26 protein-coding genes (1 of these 26 only partly in view) are annotated in these 24,265 nt (G+C 63.4%); 18 read left to right on the top strand and 8 right to left on the bottom strand.

Going from position 1 to position 24,265, the window contains the following annotated elements:
- Positions 1-15 precede the first annotated feature (15 nt).
- Genes gspE through gspN form a run of 6 tightly spaced genes read left to right on the top strand, consistent with a single transcriptional unit; the run spans position 16 to position 5,536 of the window.
- On the top strand, positions 16-1,500 hold the full coding sequence (gspE, locus tag LUA85_RS03670) for a type II secretion system ATPase GspE (protein WP_231471758.1): 1,485 nt from the start codon (positions 16-18) through the stop codon (positions 1,498-1,500).
- Positions 1,500-2,729, top strand: coding sequence for a type II secretion system inner membrane protein GspF (gspF, locus tag LUA85_RS03675; RefSeq protein WP_231467009.1), 1,230 nt, complete (start codon positions 1,500-1,502; stop codon positions 2,727-2,729). The genes gspE and gspF overlap by 1 nt, the downstream gene beginning before the upstream one ends.
- A gap of 2 nt (positions 2,730-2,731) precedes the next feature.
- Entirely contained in the window at positions 2,732-3,199 is a 468-nt protein-coding gene (gspG, locus tag LUA85_RS03680; RefSeq protein ID WP_231467011.1) for a type II secretion system major pseudopilin GspG, read from the top strand.
- A gap of 11 nt (positions 3,200-3,210) precedes the next feature.
- Positions 3,211-4,332, top strand: coding sequence for a type II secretion system protein GspL (gspL, locus tag LUA85_RS03685; protein ID WP_231467013.1), 1,122 nt, complete (start codon positions 3,211-3,213; stop codon positions 4,330-4,332).
- The gene (gene gspM, locus LUA85_RS03690) at positions 4,332-4,808 is read left to right on the top strand and encodes a type II secretion system protein GspM (protein WP_231467015.1); all 477 of its coding nucleotides are present in this window, start codon (positions 4,332-4,334) and stop codon (positions 4,806-4,808) included. The genes gspL and gspM overlap by 1 nt, the downstream gene beginning before the upstream one ends.
- Entirely contained in the window at positions 4,805-5,536 is a 732-nt protein-coding gene (gspN, locus tag LUA85_RS03695; RefSeq protein ID WP_231467017.1) for a type II secretion system protein N, read from the top strand. Before gspM ends, gspN begins: the two co-directional genes overlap by 4 nt.
- Before the next feature lie 3 nt (positions 5,537-5,539).
- Here the strand turns inward: gspN and LUA85_RS03700 are convergent, their stop codons facing one another.
- On the bottom strand, positions 5,540-6,025 hold the full coding sequence (locus LUA85_RS03700; protein ID WP_371823642.1) for a Dps family protein: 486 nt from the start codon (positions 6,023-6,025) through the stop codon (positions 5,540-5,542).
- A 68-nt stretch (positions 6,026-6,093) separates the two neighbouring features.
- On the bottom strand, positions 6,094-7,257 hold the full coding sequence (gene nhaA / locus LUA85_RS03705; protein WP_371823643.1) for a Na+/H+ antiporter NhaA: 1,164 nt from the start codon (positions 7,255-7,257) through the stop codon (positions 6,094-6,096).
- A gap of 64 nt (positions 7,258-7,321) precedes the next feature.
- Here nhaA and LUA85_RS03710 point away from each other — a divergent pair, with 64 nt between their 5' ends.
- From LUA85_RS03710 to LUA85_RS03730, 5 genes are all read left to right on the top strand, one after another.
- Positions 7,322-8,782, top strand: a complete 1,461-nt coding sequence (locus LUA85_RS03710) for a glycosyl transferase family protein (RefSeq protein WP_371823644.1) — start codon at positions 7,322-7,324, stop codon at positions 8,780-8,782.
- Positions 8,779-9,846 carry a hypothetical protein gene (locus LUA85_RS03715; protein ID WP_231467021.1) on the top strand — a complete coding sequence of 356 codons (1,068 nt, stop codon included), beginning with the start codon at positions 8,779-8,781 and terminating at the stop codon, positions 9,844-9,846. The genes LUA85_RS03710 and LUA85_RS03715 overlap by 4 nt, the downstream gene beginning before the upstream one ends.
- Before the next feature lie 76 nt (positions 9,847-9,922).
- Positions 9,923-10,837, top strand: coding sequence for a sulfite exporter TauE/SafE family protein (locus LUA85_RS03720; protein ID WP_231467022.1), 915 nt, complete (start codon positions 9,923-9,925; stop codon positions 10,835-10,837).
- Positions 10,838-10,863: 26 nt separating this feature from the next.
- A complete protein-coding gene (locus LUA85_RS03725) occupies positions 10,864-11,586 on the top strand; it encodes a TIGR02186 family protein (protein WP_231467024.1) in 723 nt (240 codons plus the stop codon).
- 90 nt (positions 11,587-11,676) lie between these two features.
- Positions 11,677-13,386: an ATP-binding protein gene (locus tag LUA85_RS03730; protein WP_231467026.1), complete on the top strand. Its 1,710-nt coding sequence runs from the start codon at positions 11,677-11,679 to the stop codon at positions 13,384-13,386.
- A gap of 7 nt (positions 13,387-13,393) precedes the next feature.
- On the opposite strand, the gene LUA85_RS03735 is transcribed toward LUA85_RS03730, so the two are convergent.
- Genes LUA85_RS03735 through LUA85_RS03745 form a run of 3 tightly spaced genes read right to left on the bottom strand, consistent with a single transcriptional unit; the run spans position 13,394 to position 15,892 of the window.
- The gene (locus LUA85_RS03735) at positions 13,394-14,839 is read right to left on the bottom strand and encodes an MATE family efflux transporter (protein ID WP_231467028.1); all 1,446 of its coding nucleotides are present in this window, start codon (positions 14,837-14,839) and stop codon (positions 13,394-13,396) included.
- A gap of 4 nt (positions 14,840-14,843) precedes the next feature.
- Entirely contained in the window at positions 14,844-15,377 is a 534-nt protein-coding gene (locus tag LUA85_RS03740) for a DUF177 domain-containing protein (protein WP_231467030.1), read from the bottom strand.
- Positions 15,374-15,892, bottom strand: coding sequence for a ubiquinol-cytochrome C chaperone family protein (locus LUA85_RS03745; protein ID WP_231467032.1), 519 nt, complete (start codon positions 15,890-15,892; stop codon positions 15,374-15,376). The genes LUA85_RS03740 and LUA85_RS03745 overlap by 4 nt, the downstream gene beginning before the upstream one ends.
- A gap of 204 nt (positions 15,893-16,096) precedes the next feature.
- On the opposite strand from LUA85_RS03745, the gene LUA85_RS03750 reads away from it, so the two are divergent.
- From LUA85_RS03750 to LUA85_RS03780, 7 genes are all read left to right on the top strand, one after another.
- The gene (locus LUA85_RS03750) at positions 16,097-16,591 is read left to right on the top strand and encodes an outer membrane protein assembly factor BamE (protein ID WP_231467034.1); all 495 of its coding nucleotides are present in this window, start codon (positions 16,097-16,099) and stop codon (positions 16,589-16,591) included.
- Between the two features lie 57 nt (positions 16,592-16,648).
- Positions 16,649-17,224: an ATP-dependent protease subunit HslV gene (hslV, locus tag LUA85_RS03755; protein ID WP_231467037.1), complete on the top strand. Its 576-nt coding sequence runs from the start codon at positions 16,649-16,651 to the stop codon at positions 17,222-17,224.
- A gap of 109 nt (positions 17,225-17,333) precedes the next feature.
- Complete coding sequence (gene hslU / locus LUA85_RS03760) at positions 17,334-18,635, top strand: ATP-dependent protease ATPase subunit HslU (protein WP_231467038.1); 1,302 nt, start codon at positions 17,334-17,336, stop codon at positions 18,633-18,635.
- 52 nt (positions 18,636-18,687) lie between these two features.
- Positions 18,688-19,092, top strand: a complete 405-nt coding sequence (locus LUA85_RS03765; RefSeq protein WP_231467040.1) for a GFA family protein — start codon at positions 18,688-18,690, stop codon at positions 19,090-19,092.
- A gap of 18 nt (positions 19,093-19,110) precedes the next feature.
- Complete coding sequence (locus LUA85_RS03770; RefSeq protein ID WP_231467042.1) at positions 19,111-19,608, top strand: GNAT family N-acetyltransferase; 498 nt, start codon at positions 19,111-19,113, stop codon at positions 19,606-19,608.
- Between the two features lie 8 nt (positions 19,609-19,616).
- Entirely contained in the window at positions 19,617-19,817 is a 201-nt protein-coding gene (locus LUA85_RS03775) for a DUF1737 domain-containing protein (RefSeq protein WP_231467044.1), read from the top strand.
- A 94-nt stretch (positions 19,818-19,911) separates the two neighbouring features.
- Positions 19,912-20,178 (top strand): GIY-YIG nuclease family protein, encoded by a 267-nt coding sequence (locus tag LUA85_RS03780; protein ID WP_231467046.1) that lies wholly within the window; start codon positions 19,912-19,914, stop codon positions 20,176-20,178.
- A 105-nt stretch (positions 20,179-20,283) separates the two neighbouring features.
- Here LUA85_RS03780 and LUA85_RS03785 read toward each other — a convergent pair whose 3' ends face one another.
- The 3 genes from LUA85_RS03785 to LUA85_RS03795 form a co-directional block, all read right to left on the bottom strand.
- Positions 20,284-22,113: an ABC transporter ATP-binding protein/permease gene (locus LUA85_RS03785; protein ID WP_231467047.1), complete on the bottom strand. Its 1,830-nt coding sequence runs from the start codon at positions 22,111-22,113 to the stop codon at positions 20,284-20,286.
- 81 nt (positions 22,114-22,194) lie between these two features.
- Entirely contained in the window at positions 22,195-23,709 is a 1,515-nt protein-coding gene (locus LUA85_RS03790) for an oligosaccharide flippase family protein (RefSeq protein ID WP_231467049.1), read from the bottom strand.
- A 3-nt stretch (positions 23,710-23,712) separates the two neighbouring features.
- Positions 23,713-24,265, bottom strand: partial view of a glycosyltransferase gene (locus tag LUA85_RS03795; protein WP_231467051.1) — the 3' portion only. Its footprint extends 506 nt past the window's final position; 553 of the gene's 1,059 nt are visible here — the last part of the coding sequence; its start codon lies off the right edge, out of view; it ends in the stop codon at positions 23,713-23,715.

A 24,265-nucleotide genomic window follows, 5' to 3' on the forward strand; every position in this document is an offset into this window, starting at 1 on the left:
CCGGTTATCGGCGCGATGACGGTTGCTCTGCCGGTCCAGCCGGTGGCCGTGCCCTATGTCTTCGCGCGCGATCACGGGTTTATCGTGGAAGGCGAGGCCGATGGGGCGTTTGCGCTGGCGATGCGCGAAGGGGCGGACCCGCTTGGCCTGCTGGAACTGCGTCGTGTACTGGGCCAGCCGCTTGCCACGCGCAAGGTGACAGCGGGTGAATTCGAGAAACTGCTCGCCGAAATCTATGCGCAGGATGGCGCGGCGCAGGTTGTGGGTGACATGGGCATTGCGGGCGACGGGCTGGACCCTCTGGCGCTGGGCCTGCCGACCGCCGAGGACCTGCTCGACAGTGCTGACGATGCGCCCGCGATCCGCCTTATCAATGGGCTGATCGCCGAAAGCCTGCGCCAAGGCGTCTCGGACATTCACATCGAACCTTATGAGACCGCGCTGGTCGTGCGGATGCGTGTGGATGGCGTGCTGACCGAGAAACTGCGCATGCCTCCGCATGTCGCGCCGGTGCTGGTCAGCCGCATCAAGGTGATGGCGCGGCTGGATATTGCCGAACGCCGCATGCCCCAGGACGGGCGCATTTCGCTCAGCCTTGGCGGCAAGCTGGTCGATGTGCGCGTTTCCACCTTGCCCAACCGCGCGGGCGAACGCGTGGTGATGCGCCTGCTCGACAAGGAAAACGCCGGGATCAGTCTGGCCCAGCTTGGCCTTGACCCCAAGGCCGAAGACACGCTGCGTCGTGCGCTGGCGGAACCAAACGGGATCGTGCTGGTCACCGGGCCGACCGGATCGGGCAAGACGACCACCCTCTATGCTGCCCTGCGCGGCTTGAACGATGGCGCGCGCAATATCCTGACTGTGGAAGACCCTGTGGAATACGCTGTGGATGGCGTGGGTCAGACGCAGGTCAACGCCAAGGTTGGGCTGACCTTCGCGGCGGGACTTCGCGCGATCCTGCGGCAGGACCCGGATGTGGTGATGATTGGCGAAATCCGTGACCGCGAAACGGCGGACATCGCAGTGCAGGCATCGCTCACGGGGCATCTGGTGCTCTCGACCGTGCATACCAACGATGCACCCGGCGCGATCACGCGGATGCGCGACATGGGCGTCGAGCCGTTCCTGCTGGCCTCCACCTTGCGCGCGGTGATTGCGCAGCGGCTGGTGCGGCGGCTGTGCCCCCATTGCCGCGAAACCCGTATGCTGGATGCCGGAATGGCCGAGGTGCTGGGCATGAAGGTCGGGCGCACCGTCCATACTGCCACAGGCTGCATCGAATGCGGGCAAACCGGCTATCAGGGCCGCGTCGGCGTGTTCGAAGCAGTGCGGGTGGACGATGTTATCCGCCAGATGATTCATGACAACGCCGATGAAGCGGCCATCGCGCGGCACGCCTTTGCGGATTCGCCAACGCTGACCAAGGCCGTGCGGCGCATGGTCAAGGACGGCGTGACCAGCCCTGAGGAGGCCGCGCGGATCATGCGGCGGGACACCTGATGGCGCGGTTTGCCTATCACGCGATCGATCCCAAGGGCACCGAGCGGCGCGGCGCGATCGAGGCGGCGGGCGAGGCTGCGGCGCGCGAAAAGTTGACGACGCGCGAATGGTTCGTGGTGAGTCTAGCGCCCGATGCAGCGGCTTCGGCACGGCGTGCGGCGACATCCTCCAGCGGTATTGCGCTGTTCGCTACAAAGCTTTCCGCCAAGCAACTGGCGCTGTTCACGCGCCAGCTCTCGTCGCTGATGGTGGTCAGCCCGCTGGAAGAGACGCTGCGCACGATTTCGCGCCAGACCGAGAAGGTGAAGGCGCAGGCCATCCTGACCAATGTTCATTCAGGGATCGTTGAGGGCCTGCCGCTGGCTGAGGCGATGCGTCGCGAGGAGCCGAGCTTCCCGCCGATCTACCGTGCAATGATTGCGGCGGGCGAAAATTCGGGCAGCCTGCCTGCGATTGCCGACCGGCTGGCCGACATGCTCGAACGGCAGGCGCAGGTGCGGGGCAAGATCATCGCGGCGCTGGCCTATCCCATCGTGCTTTCGCTGGTGGCGATCGGCGTGGTGACGGGGCTGATGATCTCGGTCGTGCCGCGCGTGGTCGAACAGTTCGACAATGCCGCGCGCCAGTTGCCGATGCTGACGCGCGTGGTGATCGGGATTTCGCAGTTTCTAAGCACATGGTGGTGGGCGCTGTTTATCGCGCTGGCTCTGGCGGTGGTCGGGTTCGTGCGGGCCTTGCGCAACCCCGCGTTCAAGTTGCGCTTCGATGCCGCGCTGCTGCGCCTGCCCTTCATCGGCAAGCTGATCCGCGATGTTCATGCAGCATCGCTGGCGCGCACACTGGCAACGATGATCGAGGCGCGACTGCCGCTGGTCGATGGGCTGCGGCTGTCCACGCGCACCGTCTCCAATGCGGTGCAGGCGCAATCGCTGGCGGGCATCGCGGAAAAGGTCCGCGCGGGCGGATCGCTGTCCACCGCGCTGCGTGAGGCTGGCACCTTTCCGCCACTGCTGGTCTATCTGGCGGCCAGTGGTGAGGCGGCAGGGCAGCTTGGCGTGATGCTGGAACGCGCCGCCGACTATCTTGAGCGCGAATTCGAAGCCTTTACAGCCGCCGCCATGGCGCTGCTTGAACCAGCGATCATCGTCGTGATGGGCACGGCGGTCGCGCTCATCATCCTCGCCATCCTGCTGCCGATCCTGCAGCTCCAGAACCTGACCGGACTGTGACCATGACTGACACCGAACCGACCGAACCCACCCAGACCGAAGAAAAGCGCCGCCGCAACGGCTTCAGTCTTGTCGAACTGATGGTCGTCATCTTCATCATCGGCTTGCTTGCGACCGTGGTCCTGATCAACGTGCTGCCAAGCCAGGACAAGGCGATGGTGGTCAAGGCGCGGTCGGACATCGCCACGCTGGAACAGGGCATGGAAATGTACCGGCTCGACATGGCGAGCTACCCCGGACAAGGTGAGGGCCTTACCGCATTGAAGACCCCGCCCGCCAATCTCTCGATACCGCAGAACTATCGGTCGGGTGGATATGTGAAGGACGTGCCGAGCGATCCGTGGGGCCACCCATACCAGTATCAGGTGCCGGGCCGCGACGGTCGTGCGTTCGAGATCTTCTCGCTGGGGGCCGATGGACAGCCGGGTGGCACCGAGTTGAACGCCGATATCTATGCCGGACAGAACTGACGCCTGAACCGATGGTCCAGCCCACGCCTTCCCCGGACGGTCTGATCGTCCTGCTGCCTGCCGCGCCGGATCATGGCTGGCGCTGGTGGCGGGTGAGCGATGGCATCGTCGGCGCAATGCAGGCGTTTGACGCCGATGGCGAGTCTGCGCCGTGGGGCACTGTCGGCGCGGTGACCGTGCTGGTCCCTGCCGCAGATGCGCCGGTGCGTGACAGGCCTTTGCCTGACATGTCGGTGGCGCAGGCGCTGGCGGCCGAGCGCATCGGGCTGGCGCAAGGCGGGATGCAGGCAGGTGAGCGGCATGTCGCGGTCGGAGCCTATGCAGGACGCCTCCTTTCGAGCACCATCGCGGCTGCGCAGATGGATCGTTGGATGGCGGCGCTTGCCGGACATTCGCTTGACCCCGCAGCGCTCGTGCCGGCAAGTCTCGTGCTTCCGCGCGCCGATGATGCACTGGTTCTGGCCGATCTTGGCGGGCAACTGCTGGCGCGCACGGGAGAAGCGGCGTTTGCGGGCGAAGCCGCGCTGGTCGAGGCCCTGGCGGGCGGGCTGGAGCAGGTAGCGCTGGCCGAGGATGCGCTGTCGTTGCGACTGGCCGAAGTCCACGCCGCCCCGCCGCTGAACTTGCGGCAAGGCGTTTACGGGCCACGCCGCGTTTCGGTGTTCCGCACCGGCAACTGGACCGGCCTGCTGCGCATGGCGGCCACCGCTGCGCTGCTTGGCCTGCTGCTGATGCTGGTGTGGATCGTCAAATGGAACCTCGACAGTTCCGCGCAGGAAACGCGCGCGCTTGAACTGGCGCAGGAACGCTTCCCCGCTGCTGCCGATATTGACAGTGCCGAGCGCCTGCTCAATGCCGAACTGGCAAAGCGCGGGCAGGGCGGAGCCAGTTTCGCCGCACCTGCCGCTGCACTGCTTGAAACCATGCGGCCGGTCCCGGCGGTAAAGTTACGCGATCTGGGCTATAGCGCCGATGGTACGCTGCGCTTCACCATTGCCGCACCGCGCGCGGAAGATGTCAACGCGGTGCTGATCGCCCTGCAGAATCAGGGCTGGAAAGTCACCGTCCCGCCCGCGCTCGCCCCCGATCCCACCGGCGCGACTGTCGCCGCGATAACGCTGAGGGCGCCGTGATGGACCGGGTAACGGCATGGTATATCGGCCTGACGACGCGCGAGCGACTGCTGGTCAGTGTGGCGGGCGCAATGGTGGCGCTGGTTGTGCTGGTTTATGGAATCGTGCTGCCGGTCGGAACCGCGCTGGATGATGCAGCGGTGCGCCATCGCGTCGCCACCGAACGTGCAGGCCGCATCGCCGGGCAGATCGCCGCGTTGAAATCGGCACCGCGCGTAGCCGCTGCCGCATTGGCCGGGCCGGTCGAGCAGGTGGCCGGAGCGAGTGCGCAGGAAGCCGGCTTCGTGGTCCAGTCGAACCAGCGGCGCGGATCGGACATGGCCGTGATCGTGATTCCGACCGCGCGGCCATCGGCAGCGCTGGCCTGGATTGACGGGCTGTCGGCGCAAGGGCTGGCGGTTGAGCAATTGACGATGACGCCCGCGCCCGATGGCACGGTTTCGGTCAGTGTCACCCTGCGGCGGAGCGGATCGTGATCGGACGCTGGATATTCGTGCGCGAACGCGCGCTGACGCGGCGTGGTTGGCTTGTACTGGCGGGGCTGACTGTTGCCGGGCTGCTGGCGCTGGTGCCGTTGCGTCTGGCGATCGGACTTGCTGCGCCGGAGACCGTGACGGCGCGCAGCATCGAAGGTTCCGTCTGGGGCGGGCGGATCGGGGATCTGCGAATTGGGCCACTGCCGTTGGGTACGCTGGATGCGGGGTTGAAGCCCTTGCCCTTGCTGCTGGGGCGGGCCGAATTTGCGCTGATGCGCGATGGACCAGCGCCGTTTGCCGCCAGCGCATCGGCCAGCGGCAGCGGTGTACGGCTGACCGGGGTCAATGGCGTGGTCACGCTGCCAGACGGTATGGGCGGCCTTCCGGTAACGTCGCTGTCATTTGGCGATCTTTCGGTGACCATGGCCAACGGCAGGTGCGCCGAAGCCGAGGGTACGATGGGAATGACGCTCGCTTCGCCTGGACTGCTATTGCCCGATGCGATCAGCCTTTCGGGCAAAGCGCGGTGCGAGGGCGGATCGCTGGTGGTGCCGATGCAGGGACCGGGTGGCATGGAGCGTCTGACGATGCGCGTGGCAGGCGATGGCCGCTGGCAGGCCGATCTGGTGTTGATGGGCCTGCCCGCCGAAGCCACCTCCCCCCTTGTTCAGGGCGGGTTTACCGCACGTCCCGGCGGAATTGGTATCGGGACGAGCGGGCAGTTCTGACGATCAGGCCATTGTCTGCGTGAGGAACCAGACGCGCTGTTCGGCCTGATCGGTCCAGTCATCGGCAAGGCCTTCAGTGGCATTGTCGCCAGCGGCGGTGGCGGCTTCCTTGGTGGCACGGATCGCCTTGACCAGCGCGGCGTTATCGTCGCGCAGCGCCTTGACCATGTCCATCGCGTCTATCTTCGTGCGATCATCGTCCTTGATCGATGCCTTGCCTGCGATTGCGGCGATGGAAGTCAGTGTATCGCCGCCGTTCTTGCGGACGCGCTCGGCAATGATGTCGGTCAGCGCGAACAGTTCGGTGGCCTGTTCGTCAAACAGCAGGTGCAGTTCGCGAAAGTTTGGCCCCGCCACATGCCAGTGGTAATTCTTGGTCTTGAGATAGAGCGTGAAATAATCGGCCAGCAGGCCATTCAGGCTGTCGATCAGGGCCTTCTTCGCATTATCGCCGGGCATGATGCTTTCCTTCATGAATCCATTTGTCATGGTTCAATACGCCGATTTGATTGGAAGGTTTCATGCAATAATATCGGCCACATGATCGATGAAATCGATCATGTGGCGCGTGACCCGCTGCCCTTCAGCAAAGCCATTCCGGCGATTGCTGCCACAATCGACCCGCCCAGAATGCCCAGCTTGGCTTCCTCCACAAGGATCGGGGCCGTGGGAAAGGCAAGGCCCGCGATGAACAGGCTCATCGTGAAGCCGATGCCGCAAAGCAGGGCGATCCCCCACAACTGGCGCAGGGTGGCGTCTTCGGGGCGATGGGCAATGCCAAGCTTTTCGGCCAGAACGATACTGCCGAGAATACCGATCTGCTTGCCGAGCAAAAGACCGAGGCCGATCCCCAGCGGCAGCGCGAGCGAGCCGCCTTCTGGCAGGCCGAGATGAACGCCGGCGTTGGCCAGTCCGAACAGCGGCACGATCAGGAAGCCATTGGGCGCGACGAGCGCGTGTTCGAGCCTGAGCAGGGGGCTGTCATGTTTGCGGTTGAGTGCCAGCGGGACGGTCAGCGCAGCCAGGACGCCCGCGATGGTAGCGTGAACGCCGGAATGCAGAACGGTGTACCACAGCGCGACCGCGCCCAGAACATAGGGTGCCAAGGCGCGCACGCCCATGCGGTTGACCACGGCAAGCGCCAGCAGGATCACCGCGCTGGCCCCCAGCCACGCCAGATCAAGGCCGGTGGTATAGAAGAACGCAATCACCATGACCGCGCCGAGATCATCGACGATGGCGACCGTGAGCAGGAACAGGCGCAGCGAAGGCGGCAAGCCCTTGCCGGCAAGCGCCAGCACACCGATGGCAAATGCGATGTCGGTGGCAGAGGGAATTGCCCAGCCTGCGTGAAGTGCGGAGTCTTCGCTGGTAATTCCGAGATAGATCAGTGCAGGCACGGCCATTCCCGCAATCGCCGCAATCACAGGTAGCCGCCGCCGCCGTGCATCGGACAATTCCCCGGCCAGGACTTCGCGCTTTATTTCCAGCCCGACCACGAAGAAGAACACGGCCATCAAGCCGTCGTTGATCCACATGTGAGCATTGCCGAGCTTGGCAACAGGTGTCCAGCCGAGTGTGCCGTGGAACAGATCGTGCCACGCATCGGCCCATGGCGAATTGGCAAGGACGAGCGCAATGGCAGCGCAAACCATCAGGACGATGCCGGGCGCGGCCTCATTGTGCGACAGCTTGTGCCACACTCCCTTAAGCCCCCGCATTTCCGCCATATTCGAATCAATCCTTGGTTCACGAAGCCGCGCAAGCGGGCATAGTTGCGATCATGTGCCCGTTCAGACAGGGCACGTCAAACGGGGGCAGGTCTTGCCGATAGCGCCGTCTTATTCGGCATTTCAGTGGCTCGCCATTTTCGAGCACGAACTCCTGTTGTTCGCCGCCATCTGGTTTGCCATCGGGGCGGTGGACGAACTTCTTGTCGATGCCCTGTGGTTGTGGCGCAGCAAATGCGGAGCGGCGCGAACGCCCAGGCTGGTCGACGATGCCGACGACGAACTTAAAGGCATAGCCGCCGTGGTGGTTCCCGCATGGCGCGAATCGGCCGTCATCGGCGCGATGGTGAGCCATTGCCTGGACAATTGGCGGCAAAAGCGCTTGCGCATCTACGTAGGGGTCTATCGCAACGATCAGCCCACGCTGGCGGCGTTGACCGTGCTATGCCACGATCCCCGCCTGCGGATCGTCCTGCACGATCGCGATGGACCCACGACTAAGGCCGATTGCCTGAACAGGCTTTATCGCGCGATGTGCGACGACGAACGGCGTTCGGGCGAACGGGTCCGCTCTGTGATCCTCCACGATGCCGAAGACATGGTGCACCCCGACGCATTGTGCCTGATGGACCGCGCGCTGGACGGGGTCGATTTCGTGCAATTGCCGGTCCGGCCGGAACCGCAGGCCGCATCGCCATGGATTGGCGGGCATTATTGCGATGAATTTGCCGAGGCGCACACCAAGGACATGGTGGTGCGCAACTGGATCGGCGCCGGGTTGCCATCGGCAGGGGTTGGCTGCGCGTTTTCGCGCGCGGCGATTGACCGGATCATCGAACGGCGCGGCGGTACAGAGCCGTTTGCTGCCGAATGCCTGACCGAGGATTATGAGGCGGGCCTGCTGGTCAGCGAAACCGGCGGAAAATCGTGCTTCCTGCGGATGCGCGACCGCCACGGGCGACTGGTGGCCACGCGTGAGTTTTTTCCGGCAACACTGGCCGCTTCGGTACGGCAGAAGACGCGCTGGCTGCACGGCATCGCCTTCCAGGGATGGGACCGGCTGGGCTGGCACGGTCGGGGCTGTGATTTGTGGATGCGAGTTCGTGATCGGCGGGGACCGCTGGTCGCATTGGTACTTGCTGCTGCCTATCTGCTCATTGTGCTTTGGCCTGCCGTTCGTCTGGCCGAGGCGACCGGAAGGATCGTGCCGGTCGCTGCCGACCCCGTGGTGCGGGGGTTGTTGCTGTTCAATCTGGCGAGTTTCTGCTGGCGGCTGCTGTTGCGGTTCTGCTTCACCGCCCATGAATATGGCTGGATCGAAGGAGGCAGGGCTGTTCTGCGGTTCCCGGTGGGCAACGTCATCTCGATCATGGCGGCACGGCGCGCGGTTCTGGCCTATGTCAGGGTGCTGCTTGGCGGAAAGGTGCGGTGGGATCACACGGTGCATCTCGCGCATCCGGCACACATCGCCGCGCCAGTGCGGGTGGCCGTTGCGCCGGGCATGGTACGACGATGACCGGGCGGTCCGCGTCGGCGCGGCGCGGACAGCCGATTCTGGCGCTCATCGCCATTCTTGCGATCTGGGCGGGTGCGCGTTGGCTGTTGTGGGATCCGGTGTTTGTATCCGTGACCGAACGCGCGCTGGCGGTGCAAGTGCCAACCGTGCCGGAGCGCATACCACCCGCGCATAGGCAAGAAGTTGCGCTCATTCGCCCGGCGCAGGCGAGTTCGCCAATGTTGGCGGCTCCTTCTGACAGGGCAGGGCCGCTCAGGAAAATCAGCGTAAGGGCAGGGGAGGCCGACGTGGCGCTCCAGCCCATATCATCGTTTTTCCTGACAGGACCTCCGACTCAGGTTCATCGGGCAAAAGCGCATGCGTCCCATGTCGCCTTGCTGCCCGACAAGCCGCACCATGCCGACCTGCGCTGGACCATGGATAGCTGGGTGCTGTTGCGCGCGGGCACCGGGGCGGTCGCGCAGGCGCCGGGCGCTGCGTCCTATGGCGGGAGCCAGGCCGGGGCTGTCCTGCGTTTTCGGCCCGGCGGGGTTGCTGCTGACGGCTATGCCTATGTGCGGACGTCGGCGGCGATAAAGGCGCCGGGCGGGGACCGGGAACTGGCGGCGGGGATCGGCCTGCGGCCGAAACGCGCGGTGCCATTGCGCCTTTTGGCAGAGGCACGGTTGCAGGATTCGGGCGTCGGCCCGGCACACATTCGCCCTGTGGCGTCGGTGGTGACCGAACTGCCATGGCAGGAACTTCCGGCAGGGTTCCGTGGAGAGGCCTATGGACAAGCGGGCTATGCTGCAGGAAGGGATGCGACCACCTTCTTCGATGCGCAGGCCCTTGTCGATCGCGCTGTCGTCCAAGGCATGGGCATGCCGGAGGTGCGTGTCGGGGCCGGGCTGTGGGCCGGGGGCCAGAAGGGCGCGGCGCGGATCGACGTGGGACCGCGCATTTCGATCCCGCTGCATCTGGGCGGACCGGCGGCGGCGCGGATCGCAGTTGACTGGCGCTTTCGGGTGGGCGGCAACGCCCGTCCGCCATCCGGCCCGGCACTTACCATCGCAACTTCGTTCTGACCGCACAGCTTTTTGCCGCTATCCGGCTTGCACGGGGTTGCTGGCAGCCAAGCGGGAGCCTAGCGTCGTTGCGGCAATGGACGTCTATCTCCCCATCGCGAACCTGTCGGTAAACGGTCTGCTGATCGTCAGTCTCGGCGCGCTGACCGGCCTGCTTTCGGGCATGTTTGGCGTGGGCGGTGGGTTCCTGACTACGCCCCTGCTGATCTTCTATGGTATTCCGCCAACGGTTGCTGCGGCCTCTGCCGCCAGCCAGGTGACGGGAGCCAGCGTTTCGGGTGCGTTCCACCATGCGCGGCGCGGTGGCATCGATTATCACATGGGCGGGGTGCTGGTGGCAGGCGGCATACTGGGCACCGGGATCGGATCGCTGCTGTTCCGCCTGCTGCAATCGCTGGGCCAGATCGATACGGTGATCAGCATTCTCTATGTGCTGATGCTGGGTGGGATCGGCGGGTTGATGGCACATGAAAGCCTGACCGCGATCCGCGCGCAGAGGGCGGGCGTACCGGTTCCAGCGCGCAAGCGCCGCCATCACCCGCTCGTGGCAAGCCTGCCGCTGCGCTGGCGGTTCTACCGATCCGGCCTGTATATCTCGCCGCTGGCGCCATTGCTGCTGGGCATGCTCACCGGAATAATGACGATGCTGATGGGCATCGGTGGCGGGTTCGTGCTGGTTCCCGCGATGCTTTACATCCTTGGCATGGGCGTGAACGTCGTCGTTGGCACGTCACTGTTCCAGATCCTGTTCGTGACGATGACAACCACGATGATGCATGCGCTGACCACGCGCGCGGTGGACATTGTGCTGGCGGTGCTGCTGCTGATCGGATCGGTCACGGGCGCGCAAGTGGGGGCGCAGTTTGCGCAGAAGGCCAAGCCTGAACAATTGCGGCTGATCCTGGCGGCGATTGTCCTGCTGGTGGCGATGCAGATGGCGCTGGGCCTGGGGTATCGGCCCGATGAAATCTATACGGTTGTGGCGCTGTGAAGCGGTTGCTTGCCCTTATCGCCTGCATGCTTCTGCTGGGTGCGCGCGATCCCATCCTGGTGCCCGAAATTTCGCAGCACGAAGTGCAGGTGCGTCAGGGCTTTACCGGGGCCGATCTGCTGCTGTTCGGTGCGATCCTCAGCCCCGAAGGCAGCCGTGCGGCGCAGGACTACGATATCGTCGTGGTGCTTGAAGGGCCGGTGCAGTCAATCGTCCTGCGCGAAAAGCAGAAGATCGCGGGCATGTGGATCAATGCCGATTCCATGGAGTTCCGCTCTGCGCCCAGTTACTTCGCGGTGGCATCGTCGCGGCCCATCGCCAAGATCGTCGATGACAAGACGGCGGCGATCTATGAACTTGGCCTCAAATGGTTGCAACTTTCGCCGATCGGGGTGATCGAGCCTGCCGAACAGCAGCGTTTTTCGGCCGGGCTGGTCGATCTGATGCGGCGGCAAGGACTGTATCGTGAGGATCAGGGCGCTGTGAAGATCAGCGGGCAGGTGCTGTATCAGGCGCGTATCGGTTTGCCTTCAAGCGTACAGACCGGCACATATACGGCCGAAACCTTTGCCATCCGCGATGGAAAGGTGGTGGCTTCGGCGATAACCCGCGTCGAGGTGACCAAAGAGGGATTCGAGCGGTTCGTGGCCGTGACCGCAGAGGACCGAGGCCTGCTTTACGGGTTGTTTGCGGTGCTGGTTTCCGTGGGGATGGGGTGGATCGCGGGCAGGCTGTTCGCGCTGGTCTGACGCCATTTGATGAGCGCGCGAGTTTAGCCCATTTTAACTTTGACGCCCTAACAATCCCCAAGCCGCGTGTGAGGCCTGGGGAATTGCTTGATGTCTGACATGGGTATGCAGGGTTTTGAAGCGACCACGCCCGTCGTGCGCGAAGATCTTGCACAAAAGGCACCTTTTGCGATTCCGCAAGCGCCGCCTGTTTCGGACAACGGCCACAGGCCTTTGGGTTTTGTGCGCGAAATTGCTGGCTCCAGTTCGGCAATTGCGCTTGATCTGGCCCGGCTTGATGAATGCTCGGACGATCTTGATCCGTCGGTTGCGCTTTCGGGCAAGGTCGGCAGCCAGATCAAGATCCGCGTCGGCAATGCTTGGCTTCTGGCCAGCGTACGCAACCAGCGGCAGGATTCATCGGTCGAAGGCGGTATCGTGGCGCAGATCGACTTTCTGGGCGAGGGCGAGGAAGAACGCCTGACCGGCCGAATTTACGGCTTCCGTCGCGGCGTCACACGGTTTCCGGTGCCGGGCGCGCTGGTCTATCCCGCGACCAGCGCCGATTTGCGCCAGATCTATGCCAGCGATGGCCGCACCAACATCTCGATCGGTACGGTTTTCCCGACGCGCGACATTCGTGCCGGGCTTTACGTGGATGCCCTGCTGGGCAAGCATTTTGCGCTGCTGGGATCGACCGGCACCGGTAAATCCACTGCCGCCGCACTGATCCTTCACCGCATCTGCGAGATGGCGCCTTCCGGCCACATCGTGATGATCGACCCGCACGGCGAATATTCCAGCGCGTTCAAGGTCACCGGGCAACTGCTCGATGTCTCGAACCTGCAGATGCCCTACTGGTTGATGAACTTCGAGGAGCATTGCGAGGTATTCATCACCTCGTCCGGTCCCGACCGGCAGCTCGATCTCGACATTCTGGCCAAGTGCCTGCTGGCGGCGCGGCAGAAAAACCGGCTGGCCGAGCAGATCGGCAAGATCACGGTCGATTCGCCGATCCCCTACCTGCTTTCGGATCTGCTGATCATCCTGCAGAACGAAATGGGCCGACTGGACAAGGGCACCAATTCGGTGCCTTACATGCGGGTCAAGACCAAGATCGAGGAAGTGCGCGGCGATCCGCGCTACCAGTTCATGTTTTCGGGCATGCTGGTGGGCGATACGATGGCAGAGTTCATCTCCAAGGTTTTCCGCATGCCCGCCAATGGCAAGCCGATCTCGATCATCGATGTTTCGGGCGTTCCATCGGAAATCACCTCGACCGTGGTCGCTGTCCTCAGCCGCCTCGTGTTCGACTATGCCATCTGGTCGCGCGACGAGGAAACGCGTCCGGTGCTGCTGGTGTGCGAAGAAGCGCACCGTTATGTGCCCAACGAGAAGAATTCCGATGGATCGTCAGTCGGTCGTATCCTGTCGCGCATCGCCAAGGAGGGCCGCAAATACGGCGTCAGTCTGGGTCTGATCACGCAGCGCCCGTCCGATCTTGCCGAAGGCGTCCTTTCCCAGTGTGGCACGATCATTTCCATGCGGCTCAACAACGATCGCGATCAGGCTTTCGTCAAGGCGGCCATGCCTGAAGGCGCGCGCGGTTTCGTCGATACGATTTCGGCGCTGCGCAACCGCGAATGCATCATTTCGGGTGAGGGTGTTTCCATCCCGATGCGCGTATCGTTCGACGATCTGGAGCCGATGAAGCGCCCGGCATCGAACGATCCGTCATTTGCCGAACTTTGGAGCACGAGCGGCGGTGAGGATCGCGCGGTCGAGCGTACCGTGCAGCGCTGGCGCGCGCAAAGCCGCTGAAGGCACGTTACATCGTAGGGGCCATGCGCCCGGCTGTGTCGGCATCGGCGTGGGTTTCTTCCTCGCACTCTTCGTCCGGGACGGCGCGGGTCTGCGCCCGCCAGCCGGGTTTGCGATAGGCATGGATCGACATGGCGACAGCCACGGCAGAACCGACCGGAAATGCCAGCCACAAGGCGTCTGCCCCCATGACGGGATAGAACGCGTAATAGAACCCCAAGCGGACCGGATATAGCGCGATCGCCAACACGATCAGCGGCGTCCATACCACGCCGCCCGCGCGCATCGTTCCGAACAGTACCATGGTGACCCCGAACAACACGAAGCTCCAGCTGGCAAGGAACTGGATATGCCGCGCCTCGTTCACGGCGGGGCTGGCCGCACCAAGGAAAAGTTCGAGCGCGGGGCGATCGAAGAGCAGGATCAGCGCGCACAGGGTCCCGGTGACGGTAAGGTTCAGCACCACGCCCCAGCGCGTAATCTTGCCCAGCCGTTGATGAAGGCCAGCGCCAATGGCTTGCGCCGCCATGGCGCTGACCGCAGCGGAAATCGCCATGGCGGGCATCTGCAGATAGGTCCACAATTGCAACGCCGCACCATAGGCCGCGCTGACGAGAAGCCCTTCGCGATTGACCAATCCGATCACGATGATACCGGCGGCGGAAATGACCAGCATCTGCGCGCCCATCGGCAGGCCCTTGCCCAGAATGTACCCCAATTCGTCGCGGCGGGGCCACAACCATTTCAGTTCTGCCCCTTTCAGTCGCAACGGCAGATCCTTGGCATAGACATAGGCGACAAGGCCGAACATCGACACGAACGAGGCAATGGTCGTGGCCAGCGCCGCCCCGGCAATGCCCAGCGCAGGGATCGGCCCCAAGCCTCCGATCAGAATGGGGTTGAGCACCACGTCGAGCACGGACGACAGCACCATGAACTTCAGCGGTGTGGCCGCATCGCCCCCACCGCGCAAGCCCATCGCCAGCATGACCGTTATCATCGAGGCGGGCATCGCAACGAAGATCACGCGAAGGTAGGTCAGGGCGTAGATGTAGGTCTCACCCGGAGCTGCCATGGCCGTGAGAAGCTCCGGCGCAAAAATCCAGCCGAGCGAGCCGACCACCAGCGAGAGCAGGACGCAGAACCCCACTGCGGAACCGAACGTGCGCCGCGCCGCCAGCACGTCTCTTGCGCCGAACGCCTGCCCGATCTTCACTGTCGCGGCCATGCCGAAGCCGAACGCGGCGGCAAAGACGAGAAACATGACGACGTTGGCGTTCGCGGTTGCGGCCAGCGCGCCTTCGCCGAGCATCTGTCCCACCCAGATCGAATTGATCGAGCCGTTGAGTGACTGGAGAATGTTGGATGCGAGCGTCGGCGCCGAAAACAGCACCAATGTCTTGAGAATAGGCCCGCTGATCAGATCGCGGTTGCGGCCGGGAAGAGATGCCAAGCGATCAGTCCCTGGGCTTGAGCGCGGAAAGTGCCGCAAAAGGGCCGGTTTCGCTATCGCCGCCAAGCTTGTGTTCGATCCGGGCCTTGTCGGCATTCGGTCCTTCGGCGAAGGGGTCTATGGCCAGCGCGAGCGTTTGCGCAATCGCTTCGCCCAGATCGAAGCTGGTGCCTTCGTATTCGATCTCGTCGCAATCGTCGGCCGAGATTTCGATTTCCTCGTCAGGATCGTAGGCCTTCATCGGGGGCACGAAGCGCAGTGCCACCGGCTCGCTGATCGTGACCGGGAAGTCTTCGCCGGAAATCGCGCACATCTGCACGATCTGCGCATCGAGGTGGCCCATGGCTTCGATCTTGCCGCCATCTACCGTCATCCGCACCTCGGCGCGCATCGTATCGATGGCGGTGATGCCGAAGCGCCCGGCAAGGCGACGGCGTTCAGCCTCGCCCGGTTCCAGTACCACCGGTTGATCGTTGATCTGCCGCAGGTCGATCCTGCACGAGTATTCAGGCATATGCGAGTATTCCGGCGCGCTCATTTTCCGATCTCCGCATCGAGAACGCGATAGGCCGGCACAAGGTCCAGCCCGGCGGCAAATGCGCGTGCCCGCCGTGCCACCAGCAGAGGGTCGCTGCCTTCATGCAGGGTCACGTTGCGGGTAACCGCATCAGCCATCACCGCTTCATCCGCCGCGCCAAGTCCTTCGCGGTAAGCGCCGAGGCGGCCGCCCAGTACGCTCATCAACTGGCCCATGCGCTTGCCAACCACGACATCGCCCACGCCGCTTTCGCGCAACTGGCCATCCATGTCTTCCACGAAAAGCTCGGTCAGCCGTACCGATGGTTCGACCAGTTCGGAATCGCGCTCCATGCGGATCAGCACGATCGACAGGATCAGCGTGATCATGTCGAATCGGCCGGGTGTAGTGTCGGCCACGCCGCAATCGCGATACCATTCCTTTTCGCGCGCGATTTCGACGGTGCGGTGCCACAGCGGCCGTGCGATGGCGCGGTCGTCCTGCTTGTGTCCGAACAGCTTGGCCAGAAATGACATCACGCGTTTCCTTGGAACTGGCGGCCCCGTTCAGGGCCGATTAAATCTTGGCCGTCCAGCACCGGGATGCAGGCTGGCCGGGGCAGGACGTTTCGGGCGGCATTGCGGTTATCCCGATTGGACCCTAAAGGTCCGCCGATATAGGCTGTGCATTCCCGATGCAAACGGGCATGAGTGCGCGAATGAATGAAGCGGAGTTATCGAATGCGGAACAGTCGGCTGATGGTGCAGGGTGCGGCGGTGCTCGCCCTGGGCGTGTTGGCAACCGGGTGTGCCAGCATCAAGGATCATCGCGGCTACATCATCGATGAAGCGCTGGTTGCTTCCGTGCAGCCCGGTGTCGATAACAAGCTTTCGGTCGAACGCACGCTGGGCCGCCCGACCTTTACCAGCCAGTATGGCAAGCAGACATGGTATTATGTTGCCATGAACACCGAACAGAAGCCATTCAACCGCCCCAAAACAGCAAGCCAGTCGATTGTGGTTGTCGACTTCGATGGCCGGGGCAATGTCGCCTCGCTTTCGCGTGAGGGTATCCAGAAGGTCGTGCGTCTTTCGCCTGAAAGCGACAAGACCGAGACGCTGGGCCGCGATCGCACGTTCTTCCAAGACCTGTTTGGCAATATCGGCGCGGTTGGCGCCATTCCCGGCGGATCGCAGGGCGGGGCACCCGGCGGCAGCGGACCGAACGGTAGCTGAGGCCGCCTGAGTGCATCATGCTTGAAGCGATGAAGCGGGCATCCCATATCCCGCGTCATGGACGATAGCAGGGCGAGCCACGGCCTTATCCAGTGGCACGGCACCACCATCATCGGGGTGAAGAAAAGCGGCCGTACGGTCATCGCAGGCGATGGCCAGGTTTCCATGGGCAATACCGTGATGAAGCCCAATGCCCGCAAGGTACGCCGGATCGGCGCGCTGGACGAAAGCGGCAAGGGCAAGGTCATCGCCGGGTTTGCAGGCGCGACCGCCGACGCCTTTACCCTGTTCGAGCGGCTGGAGCGCAAGCTGGAGCAGCATCGCGGCCAGTTGATGCGCGCTGCGGTGGAACTTGCCAAGGACTGGCGCACGGACAAGTACCTGCGCAATCTTGAAGCGCTGATGATCGTGGCCGATGCCGAAACGCTGCTGATCCTGACGGGCAACGGCGATGTGCTGGAGCCGGAGGGCGGGATTGCGGCGATTGGTTCCGGCGGCAATTATGCGCTGGCGGCCGCCAAGGCGCTGATGGATTACGAGGACGACCCCGAAAAGATCGCGCGCCGCGCCATGCAGGTGGCCGCCGAAGTCTGCGTATTCACCAATGACCGCGTGACGCTGGAAGAAATCTAGTCCCCCTCCCGCCTGCGGGAGGGGTCAGGGGCGGGCCTTTTACACAGGTCGCCTCAACACATGCCCACCCCCGACCCCTCCCGCAAGCGGGAGGGGAGAAGAGACATCCATGAACGAATCCCTTACTCCCAAGGCCATTGTCCGCGCACTGGACGAACATATCGTCGGGCAGACCGATGCCAAGAAGGCGGTGGCCGTGGCCCTGCGCAATCGCTGGCGGCGGCAGCGCCTGTCGGCTGATCTGCGCGACGAGGTTTCCCCGAAGAACATCCTGATGATCGGGCCGACGGGCTGCGGCAAGACCGAGATCAGCCGTCGTCTGGCGAAACTTGCCGATGCGCCGTTCGTGAAGGTCGAGGCGACCAAGTTCACCGAGGTTGGCTATGTCGGCCGCGATGTGGAACAGATTGCGCGCGATCTGGTGGAAGAAGCGATCCGGCTGGAGAAGGACCGCCGCCGCGATGCTGTGCGCGAAGCCGCGAGCAAGGCGGCGATGGACCGGTTGCTGAAGGCGCTTGTCGGCGATGGCGCCAGCGAGGCGACGCGCGAAAGCTTCAAGGCGCGGCTGGCCGATGGTTCGATGAACGAGGTCGAAGTCGAGATCGAGGTGGAAGATCCACCTTCGGCCCCGATGGAGATTCCGGGCATGCCGGGCGGGATCGGCATGATCAACCTGTCGGACATGATGGGCAAGGCGTTCGGCAAGCAAGCCCTCAAGCGCCGCAAGATGCGCGTCGCCGATGCCTGGGACAAGCTGGTTGATGAAGAAGCCGAAAAGCGCATGGATCAGGACGATGTCGCGCGCGAGGCGATCCGCAATGCCGAGACCAACGGTATCGTGTTCCTCGACGAGATCGACAAGATCGCGGTTTCGGACGTGCGCGGTGGTTCGGTCAGCCGCGAAGGGGTCCAGCGCGATCTTCTGCCGCTGATCGAGGGAACGACGGTCGCCACCAAGTACGGCCCGATGAAGACCGATCATGTGCTGTTCATTGCCAGCGGCGCGTTCCATGTGGCCAAGCCGAGCGACATGCTGCCCGAATTGCAGGGCCGCCTGCCGATCCGCGTGGAATTGCAGGCCCTGACCGAGGACGACTTCGTTCGTATCCTTTCGGAAACGCGGGCCAACCTCGTCGAGCAATATCGCGCCTTGATCGCTACCGAAAACGTGACTCTGCATTTCACGCCCGAAGCGATCCGCGCCATTGCGCGCACGGCGGCGCAAGTGAACGAGAGCGTCGAGAACATCGGTGCGCGGCGCCTACAAACGGTGATGGAAAAGCTGCTGGAAGAAGTCAGCTTCGATGCCGAGGACCGCGCTGGCGAAACCGTGACGGTGGATGAAGCTTATGTCTCGGCCAAGCTGGCGAACCTGGCCGGTAATGCAGACCTGTCGAAGTATATCTTGTGAGGCGTTCTGCGTTCCTGTAATGTTCCGGTGACGACTCAGGGGATGAGATTCTATGGAACTTGCAGGTGGATGCCATTGCGGCGCAGTCCGTTATCGCGTGGATGGTGCGCCGATGCACGTTGCGCTTTGCCATTGCAGCGATTGCCGCAAGAGTTCGGGCGCGCCGATGGTGTCGTGGGCCATGTTCAAGGCGGATCAGTTCGCATTGACGCAGGGCGAGGTGACCACTCACAATTCATCCGGCGCATCGATGCGCAACTTCTGTCCCAAATGCGGTACCGGGTTGTTCTTCACCAATGCGGAAACCTTGCCGGGCATCGTTGACGTGCAGTCCGCCACGTTTGACGATCCCGATCTGCTGCCCGCGCAGGTCCATATCCAGACGGCGGAACTCCTCGGCTGGATGGCCGACCAACACGCACTGCCAGCGTTTGCGCGCTTTCCCGGCGAAGAGTAACCTGCCGGGATGGAACTGATGCACCCCCCAGCAGGGGACATTGCTGACTTTCGGCTTCTGCCGGCAACCGCAGATCACTTTGCGCGCATGATAGCGGGCGAGGAACTTGACGGAGTTGCCCTTGCTTCGACCCCGGTTGCCGATGCCGGCGTGCTGGGGATGCTGGCGGGTCTTGCGGAAACCATTGCCGCGCAGTTCGCTCCGGCTGCGTGGATCGTGGTTGCCGATGGTGAAGCGGTCGGGTTGCTGTCTGTGACGGCGCTTGTCGGTGACGGCGCGGTTCAGATCGGCTATGGCGTTGCGCCGGGTTCGCAGGGCTGTGGTTATGCAGGAGCAGCCGTCGCGGCTTTGCTGGATTTGTTCCGGGATGACGAACGGGTGACCGCCGTGGTGGCGGAGACCCGGACGGACAATATCGCATCGCAGCGGGTGCTTGAACGCAATGGCTTTGCCATGACCGGCGAACGCTTCGACGAAGAGGACGGCGACCTGTTGTCGTGGCGCTTCCAGTTCTGAGGACCAGCATGCATCAGACGCCCGATGACCGCCCGATCTATCGCCTGCTCACCGGCAAGGACGACCGCGCTTTTTGTGAGCGGGTGTCTGAAGCCTTGGCGCAGGGCTGGCGGTTATATGGCTCGCCCTCGATGACCTATGACGGCGGCATGGACTGCATCAAGGTGGCGCAGGCCGTGGTCTGGCATGAGGCGGATGTGGTGAAATAGGTTCTGCCGTTCTGGAACCACTCGTCATTGCGAGGAGCGCAGCGACGAAGCAATCCACAGCGATGAAGCGCGATTTTCAGCCAGCATCTACATCATGGCATCCAGCCGCAATGGGACGCTATACGTTGGCATGACCAGTAATTTGCCCCAGCGCGCCTGGCAACATCGTGAAGGTGTCGTTGAAGGCTTCACTGCCCGGCACGGTTGCAAGCTGCTTGTTTGGTTCGAGGTCCATGCGACGATGGAGTACGCCATTACGCGGGAGAAGCAGATCAAAGGCGGCCCTCGGAAACGGAAATTGGCGTTGATCGAAGGCCAGAACCCGCCTTGGCGAGACCTTTTTGCTGAGATTTGCGCGTAGATTTCATACGCTCTGGATTGCTTCGTCGCTACGCTCCTCGCAATGACGAACCCTTTTTTCCTCATCATTGCGAGCGAAGCGAAGCAATCCAGAGCGGACGTGATCTTACTCTGCCGCCTCGCTGACTTCCGCGCTTTCCTGCGCCTGTCGCGCCCACATCTCGGCATATAGCCCATCACGCCGTAGCAGGTCGTTGTGGCTGCCCTGTTCGGCCAGACGTCCCTGATCGAGCACGAGGATCGTATCCGAGTCTGCAATCGTCGACAGGCGGTGCGCGATGGACAGGGTGGTGCGGTCTGTCGCCACCGCTCGCATGGTGGAAAGGATGTCCTGTTCGGTGCGGGTGTCCAGGGCGCTGGTGGCTTCATCGAACAGCAGGATTGGCGGGTTCTTGACCAGCGTGCGCGCAATCGCGACGCGCTGCTTTTCGCCGCCCGACAGCTTCAACCCACGCTCGCCCACTTCGGTATCGAACCCCTTGGGCAGACGGGCGATGAATTCGGCGATCGACGCCCCGCGAGCGGCGGCTTCCACTTCGGCTTGCCCCGCGCCGTCGCGGCCATAGGCGATGTTATAGCCGATGGTGTCGTTGAACAGCACCGAATCTTGCGGAACGATGCCGAGCGTCGCGCGCAAGCTGGCTTGGGTGACGTGGGCGATATCCTGCCCGTCGATCAGGATGCGGCCTGACCATGGATCGTAGAAGCGGAACAGCAGGCGGGCGATGGTGGACTTGCCCGCGCCCGACGGGCCGACGATGGCCACGCGACTGCCTGCGGGAACTTCGAACGAGAGGCCGTGGAGGATTTCGCGGTCACGATCATAGCCGAACACGACATTGTCGAAGGTGACGCCAGGGCGCTTGATCACCAGTGCAGGCGCGCCGGGCGCATCGGCCACTTCGACTTCGGTATCGATCAGGCGGAACATTTCGGCCATGTCGATCAATCCCTGCCGGATCGTGCGATAGACCATGCCGAGCATGTCGAGCGGGCGGAATAGCTGGGTAAGGTAGGTGTTGACGAACACGAGGTCGCCCACCGTCAGCCGACCCTGCGACCAGCCCCATACCGTCCACGCCATTGCGCCTGCCATCAGCAAGTTGACGATCATCGCCTGCGCGATGTTGAGCAGGCCGAGGCTGTTTTCGCTTTTGACTGCGGCATCGGCATAGGCGCGCGCGGCCGAGGCATAGCGCGCTTCCTCACGCGATTCGGCGCCGAAGTATTTGACCGTTTCGTAATTCAGCAGCGAATCCACTGCGCGTGACAGCGCCTGTCCATCGAGCCGGTTCATCTTCTCGCGCAGGGCCGAGCGCCATTCCGTGATCGTGCGCGTGACGTAGACATAGGCGATGACGGCGACAACTGTCGCGCCGACCAGCCCCAGCCCGAAGTTGATCCAGAAAATCACGATCACCGCGACCAGCTCGATCACCGTTGGCGCGATGTTGAACAGCAGGAAATAGAGCATCGTGTCGATGCTCTTGGTCCCGCGTTCGATCACCTTGGTAACCTCGCCGGTCCGCCGGGCGAGGTGGAAGCGCAAGGACAGGCGGTGGAGTCTTGCAAAGACGTTTTCAGCCAGATGACGCGTGGCGTCCTGGCCTACACGTTCGAACACGATATTGCGCAGGTTGTCGAATGCAACGCCTGCAAACCGCCCCAGCACGTATGCGATCACGAAAGCCATGGCCACGGTCAGCGCCGCCTGCGACCGGCCGCTGTCGAGCGTCATCGCATCGACCGCTTTCTTGTAGGCAAACGGCAGGGCGAGTGTGGTCGCCTTGCCCAGCAACACCATGATCAGCGCGCCGATAACTCTCCGGCGGAGAACGGCATTATCGGCCGGCCATAGATAAGGCAGGAAACGCTTGAGCGTTTGCCATCCATCGTGGCGGGCATTGGCGGGATTCGTTGCGGTATCTGGCGGCATGCGTTCCACATAGGGTGCTTGGCGCGCGACGCCAGCCCCTTACCGGAATACCGCCCGCCCCATGGAAATTGCGCGAGTCCCTCAGGGCGTGGCGGTAGAAGGCGGCCGGTGCAGTCTGCCCAGCATGTTCGCCGCCAGATCGATGATTTCCGCGCGCAGCGGATGGGCAGTCAGAAAGATCGTGGCGAGCCATAGGGCGATGCCGCAAGCGATCATCGACAATGCCTGCACCAGCCCTGTGTCAGCCGGTCCCGCCCACAAGGCATAGCTTGCCAGCAGCGGCCCGACGGCTGCCAGCGTGGCCAGGGCACTGCGCGCGCTTACTGATGCCAGATCACGCCAGCGCAAGCCGAGCATGTCGCGCATCAAGGGAGCATAGACGATTATATAGAGAAGCCCGTGGACCACGCGCGAGGCGGCGACCCACACCAGCCCGAACGGTGCGGTCATCGCGATCAGGATCACCGATAGCACAGTGTCGATCACCATGCGGCGCATCAGCGGCTTCATTCGGCCCAGCAGCAGCGGCAGATCCGCATAAAGCGGCACCGCGACATAGCAGAGCTGCGATAGCGCAATCCACGTCAGCAAGGGGGCAGCAGCAATCCAGCGCTCGCCATAGAGCAGGTTCACGAGCGGTTCGGCCAGCACGGCGATTCCGGCAAGTGCGGGCCAGGTGACCCCGGTATAGGCGCCCAGCACACGCAAGTATGGCGGACCCAGCGGCGCCCCACTGTCTCGCACCCGGCGGAAGGCCGGATAGAACACGCCTGTCACCGCGCCGGAAATCAGCAGGCGCAATTGCAGCGCCAGCCCCGATGCCCGCGCAAACAGGCCGACGGCGGCATTATCGAGCATGCGCCCGATCACCAGTTCCGGTGCCCGCGCGGATAGCGAACTGCATACGACCTGTACGGTGTTTGCCCCGCCGATGGCGAAGATTGGCCGGGCATCGGTGATCTTCAGCGGCCACGGCAGCATTCCGCCTGCGCGCCACTGGCTGACGATCAGGCGCGCGGCCTGTTGGGCAAAGGCACCCCATGCCAGCGCGAGGGCGCCTTGGCCCATGATCGCCAGCGTCAATGTCGCGCCCGCATTGGCCAGCGCCGCGCCGATCTCGATCATGGTATTGGAGCGATAGTCCATGCGCCGCTGGCAGGTCGCCTGCGGCACGATCGCGAGCGGAACCAGCAGGTACGATGACGCTATGATCAGCGTGACGGTGAACATCCCCGGATCGCGGTAGAACAGCGAAATCGGCCAGGCGGCCAGCAGTGCCAGCAGCGCTATTCCCCAGGCGAACAGCACCGAGATGGTGAAGGCCGTCTGCAATTTCTCGGACGTGAGGTCCCGCTCGCCATTGATATAGCGCGTGACCCCGAAGTCCTGAAGAAACGCCACGAGCGTGACGGAGGCGAAGGCGACCGAGAACTGGCCCAGTTGTTCGGGGCTGATGTACCAGCGAGCAAGAACCACACTGGCAATGAACTGCATGGCGAATGAGGCATATTGCGACGCAAGCGCCCAAAGCGCCGCCGTGCGTACCGACATGACCGGCTGCGGTGCGTTGTCAGACGAAGATGGGGTGTCCGCCACGGTTCAGGCGCGCAGGAGTAGCGCGATGGCAAGGCGCAGGCCACGCCCCGGCATGCCGAACAGCACAAGCCGCGCGACGGTGCGCCACAGCTCTTTGCCGTTTCCGCCATCGCGCACATGCCCGATCAGCAAGGCAAACCCTTCGCCGCGCATCGCATCGCGCGAATAAATCGCCCCGCGCGCCACCTTGTCGCGAATCTGGCGGGACAGGCCGGCAGTGCCGAACACCTCGTCAAGCGTGTTGACCGGGGGCAGGTTGTCGAGCTTCTCGGTCGGATCGGGGCGGCCCAACTGGCGCTCACGATAGGCCAGTTGCGCGATAGCGGCGCCATATTGCTGGGCGAAGGCGTGGCGATTGGAAATCTGGTTGGCGTAGTGCCGGTAGCTCAGCAGACGCTCAGGGATATTGGCGAGCTTTGTCACCGACGCGAGCCGCAGCCACAGATCGTAATCCTCGCAATGGCGATAAGCGACATGATACCCGCCAACTGCGCGCAGTATGTCGCGCCGGGCCATGATCGTAGGATGACTGAGCGGGCTGCGCTGCTCGATCACG

Source organism: Novosphingobium sp. CECT 9465 (assembly GCF_920987055.1).
Lineage (GTDB): Bacteria > Pseudomonadota > Alphaproteobacteria > Sphingomonadales > Sphingomonadaceae > Novosphingobium.

Excerpts from the sequence above, each read along its gene's own strand:
- LUA85_RS03740 (WP_231467030.1), bottom strand. The coding sequence starts at position 15,377 with ATGAGCGCGCCGGAATACTCGCATATGCCTGAATACTCGTGCAGGATC.
- LUA85_RS03780 (WP_231467046.1), top strand. The coding sequence starts at position 19,912 with ATGGCATCCAGCCGCAATGGGACGCTATACGTTGGCATGACCAGTAAT.
- LUA85_RS03770 (WP_231467042.1), top strand. The coding sequence starts at position 19,111 with ATGCACCCCCCAGCAGGGGACATTGCTGACTTTCGGCTTCTGCCGGCA.
- gspL (WP_231467013.1), top strand. The coding sequence starts at position 3,211 with ATGGTCCAGCCCACGCCTTCCCCGGACGGTCTGATCGTCCTGCTGCCT.
- gspG (WP_231467011.1), top strand. The coding sequence starts at position 2,732 with ATGACTGACACCGAACCGACCGAACCCACCCAGACCGAAGAAAAGCGC.
- LUA85_RS03725 (WP_231467024.1), top strand. The coding sequence starts at position 10,864 with ATGCTTCTGCTGGGTGCGCGCGATCCCATCCTGGTGCCCGAAATTTCG.
- LUA85_RS03720 (WP_231467022.1), top strand. The coding sequence starts at position 9,923 with ATGGACGTCTATCTCCCCATCGCGAACCTGTCGGTAAACGGTCTGCTG.
- LUA85_RS03715 (WP_231467021.1), top strand. The coding sequence starts at position 8,779 with ATGACCGGGCGGTCCGCGTCGGCGCGGCGCGGACAGCCGATTCTGGCG.
- LUA85_RS03785 (WP_231467047.1), bottom strand. The coding sequence starts at position 22,113 with ATGCCGCCAGATACCGCAACGAATCCCGCCAATGCCCGCCACGATGGA.
- LUA85_RS03745 (WP_231467032.1), bottom strand. The coding sequence starts at position 15,892 with ATGTCATTTCTGGCCAAGCTGTTCGGACACAAGCAGGACGACCGCGCC.
- LUA85_RS03775 (WP_231467044.1), top strand. The coding sequence starts at position 19,617 with ATGCATCAGACGCCCGATGACCGCCCGATCTATCGCCTGCTCACCGGC.
- hslU (WP_231467038.1), top strand. The coding sequence starts at position 17,334 with ATGAACGAATCCCTTACTCCCAAGGCCATTGTCCGCGCACTGGACGAA.
- LUA85_RS03730 (WP_231467026.1), top strand. The coding sequence starts at position 11,677 with ATGTCTGACATGGGTATGCAGGGTTTTGAAGCGACCACGCCCGTCGTG.
- LUA85_RS03700 (WP_371823642.1), bottom strand. The coding sequence starts at position 6,025 with ATGACAAATGGATTCATGAAGGAAAGCATCATGCCCGGCGATAATGCG.
- LUA85_RS03750 (WP_231467034.1), top strand. The coding sequence starts at position 16,097 with ATGCGGAACAGTCGGCTGATGGTGCAGGGTGCGGCGGTGCTCGCCCTG.
- gspF (WP_231467009.1), top strand. The coding sequence starts at position 1,500 with ATGGCGCGGTTTGCCTATCACGCGATCGATCCCAAGGGCACCGAGCGG.
- gspE (WP_231471758.1), top strand. The coding sequence starts at position 16 with ATGACGGTTGCTCTGCCGGTCCAGCCGGTGGCCGTGCCCTATGTCTTC.
- hslV (WP_231467037.1), top strand. The coding sequence starts at position 16,649 with ATGGACGATAGCAGGGCGAGCCACGGCCTTATCCAGTGGCACGGCACC.
- gspM (WP_231467015.1), top strand. The coding sequence starts at position 4,332 with ATGGACCGGGTAACGGCATGGTATATCGGCCTGACGACGCGCGAGCGA.
- nhaA (WP_371823643.1), bottom strand. The coding sequence starts at position 7,257 with ATGCGGGGGCTTAAGGGAGTGTGGCACAAGCTGTCGCACAATGAGGCC.
- LUA85_RS03765 (WP_231467040.1), top strand. The coding sequence starts at position 18,688 with ATGGAACTTGCAGGTGGATGCCATTGCGGCGCAGTCCGTTATCGCGTG.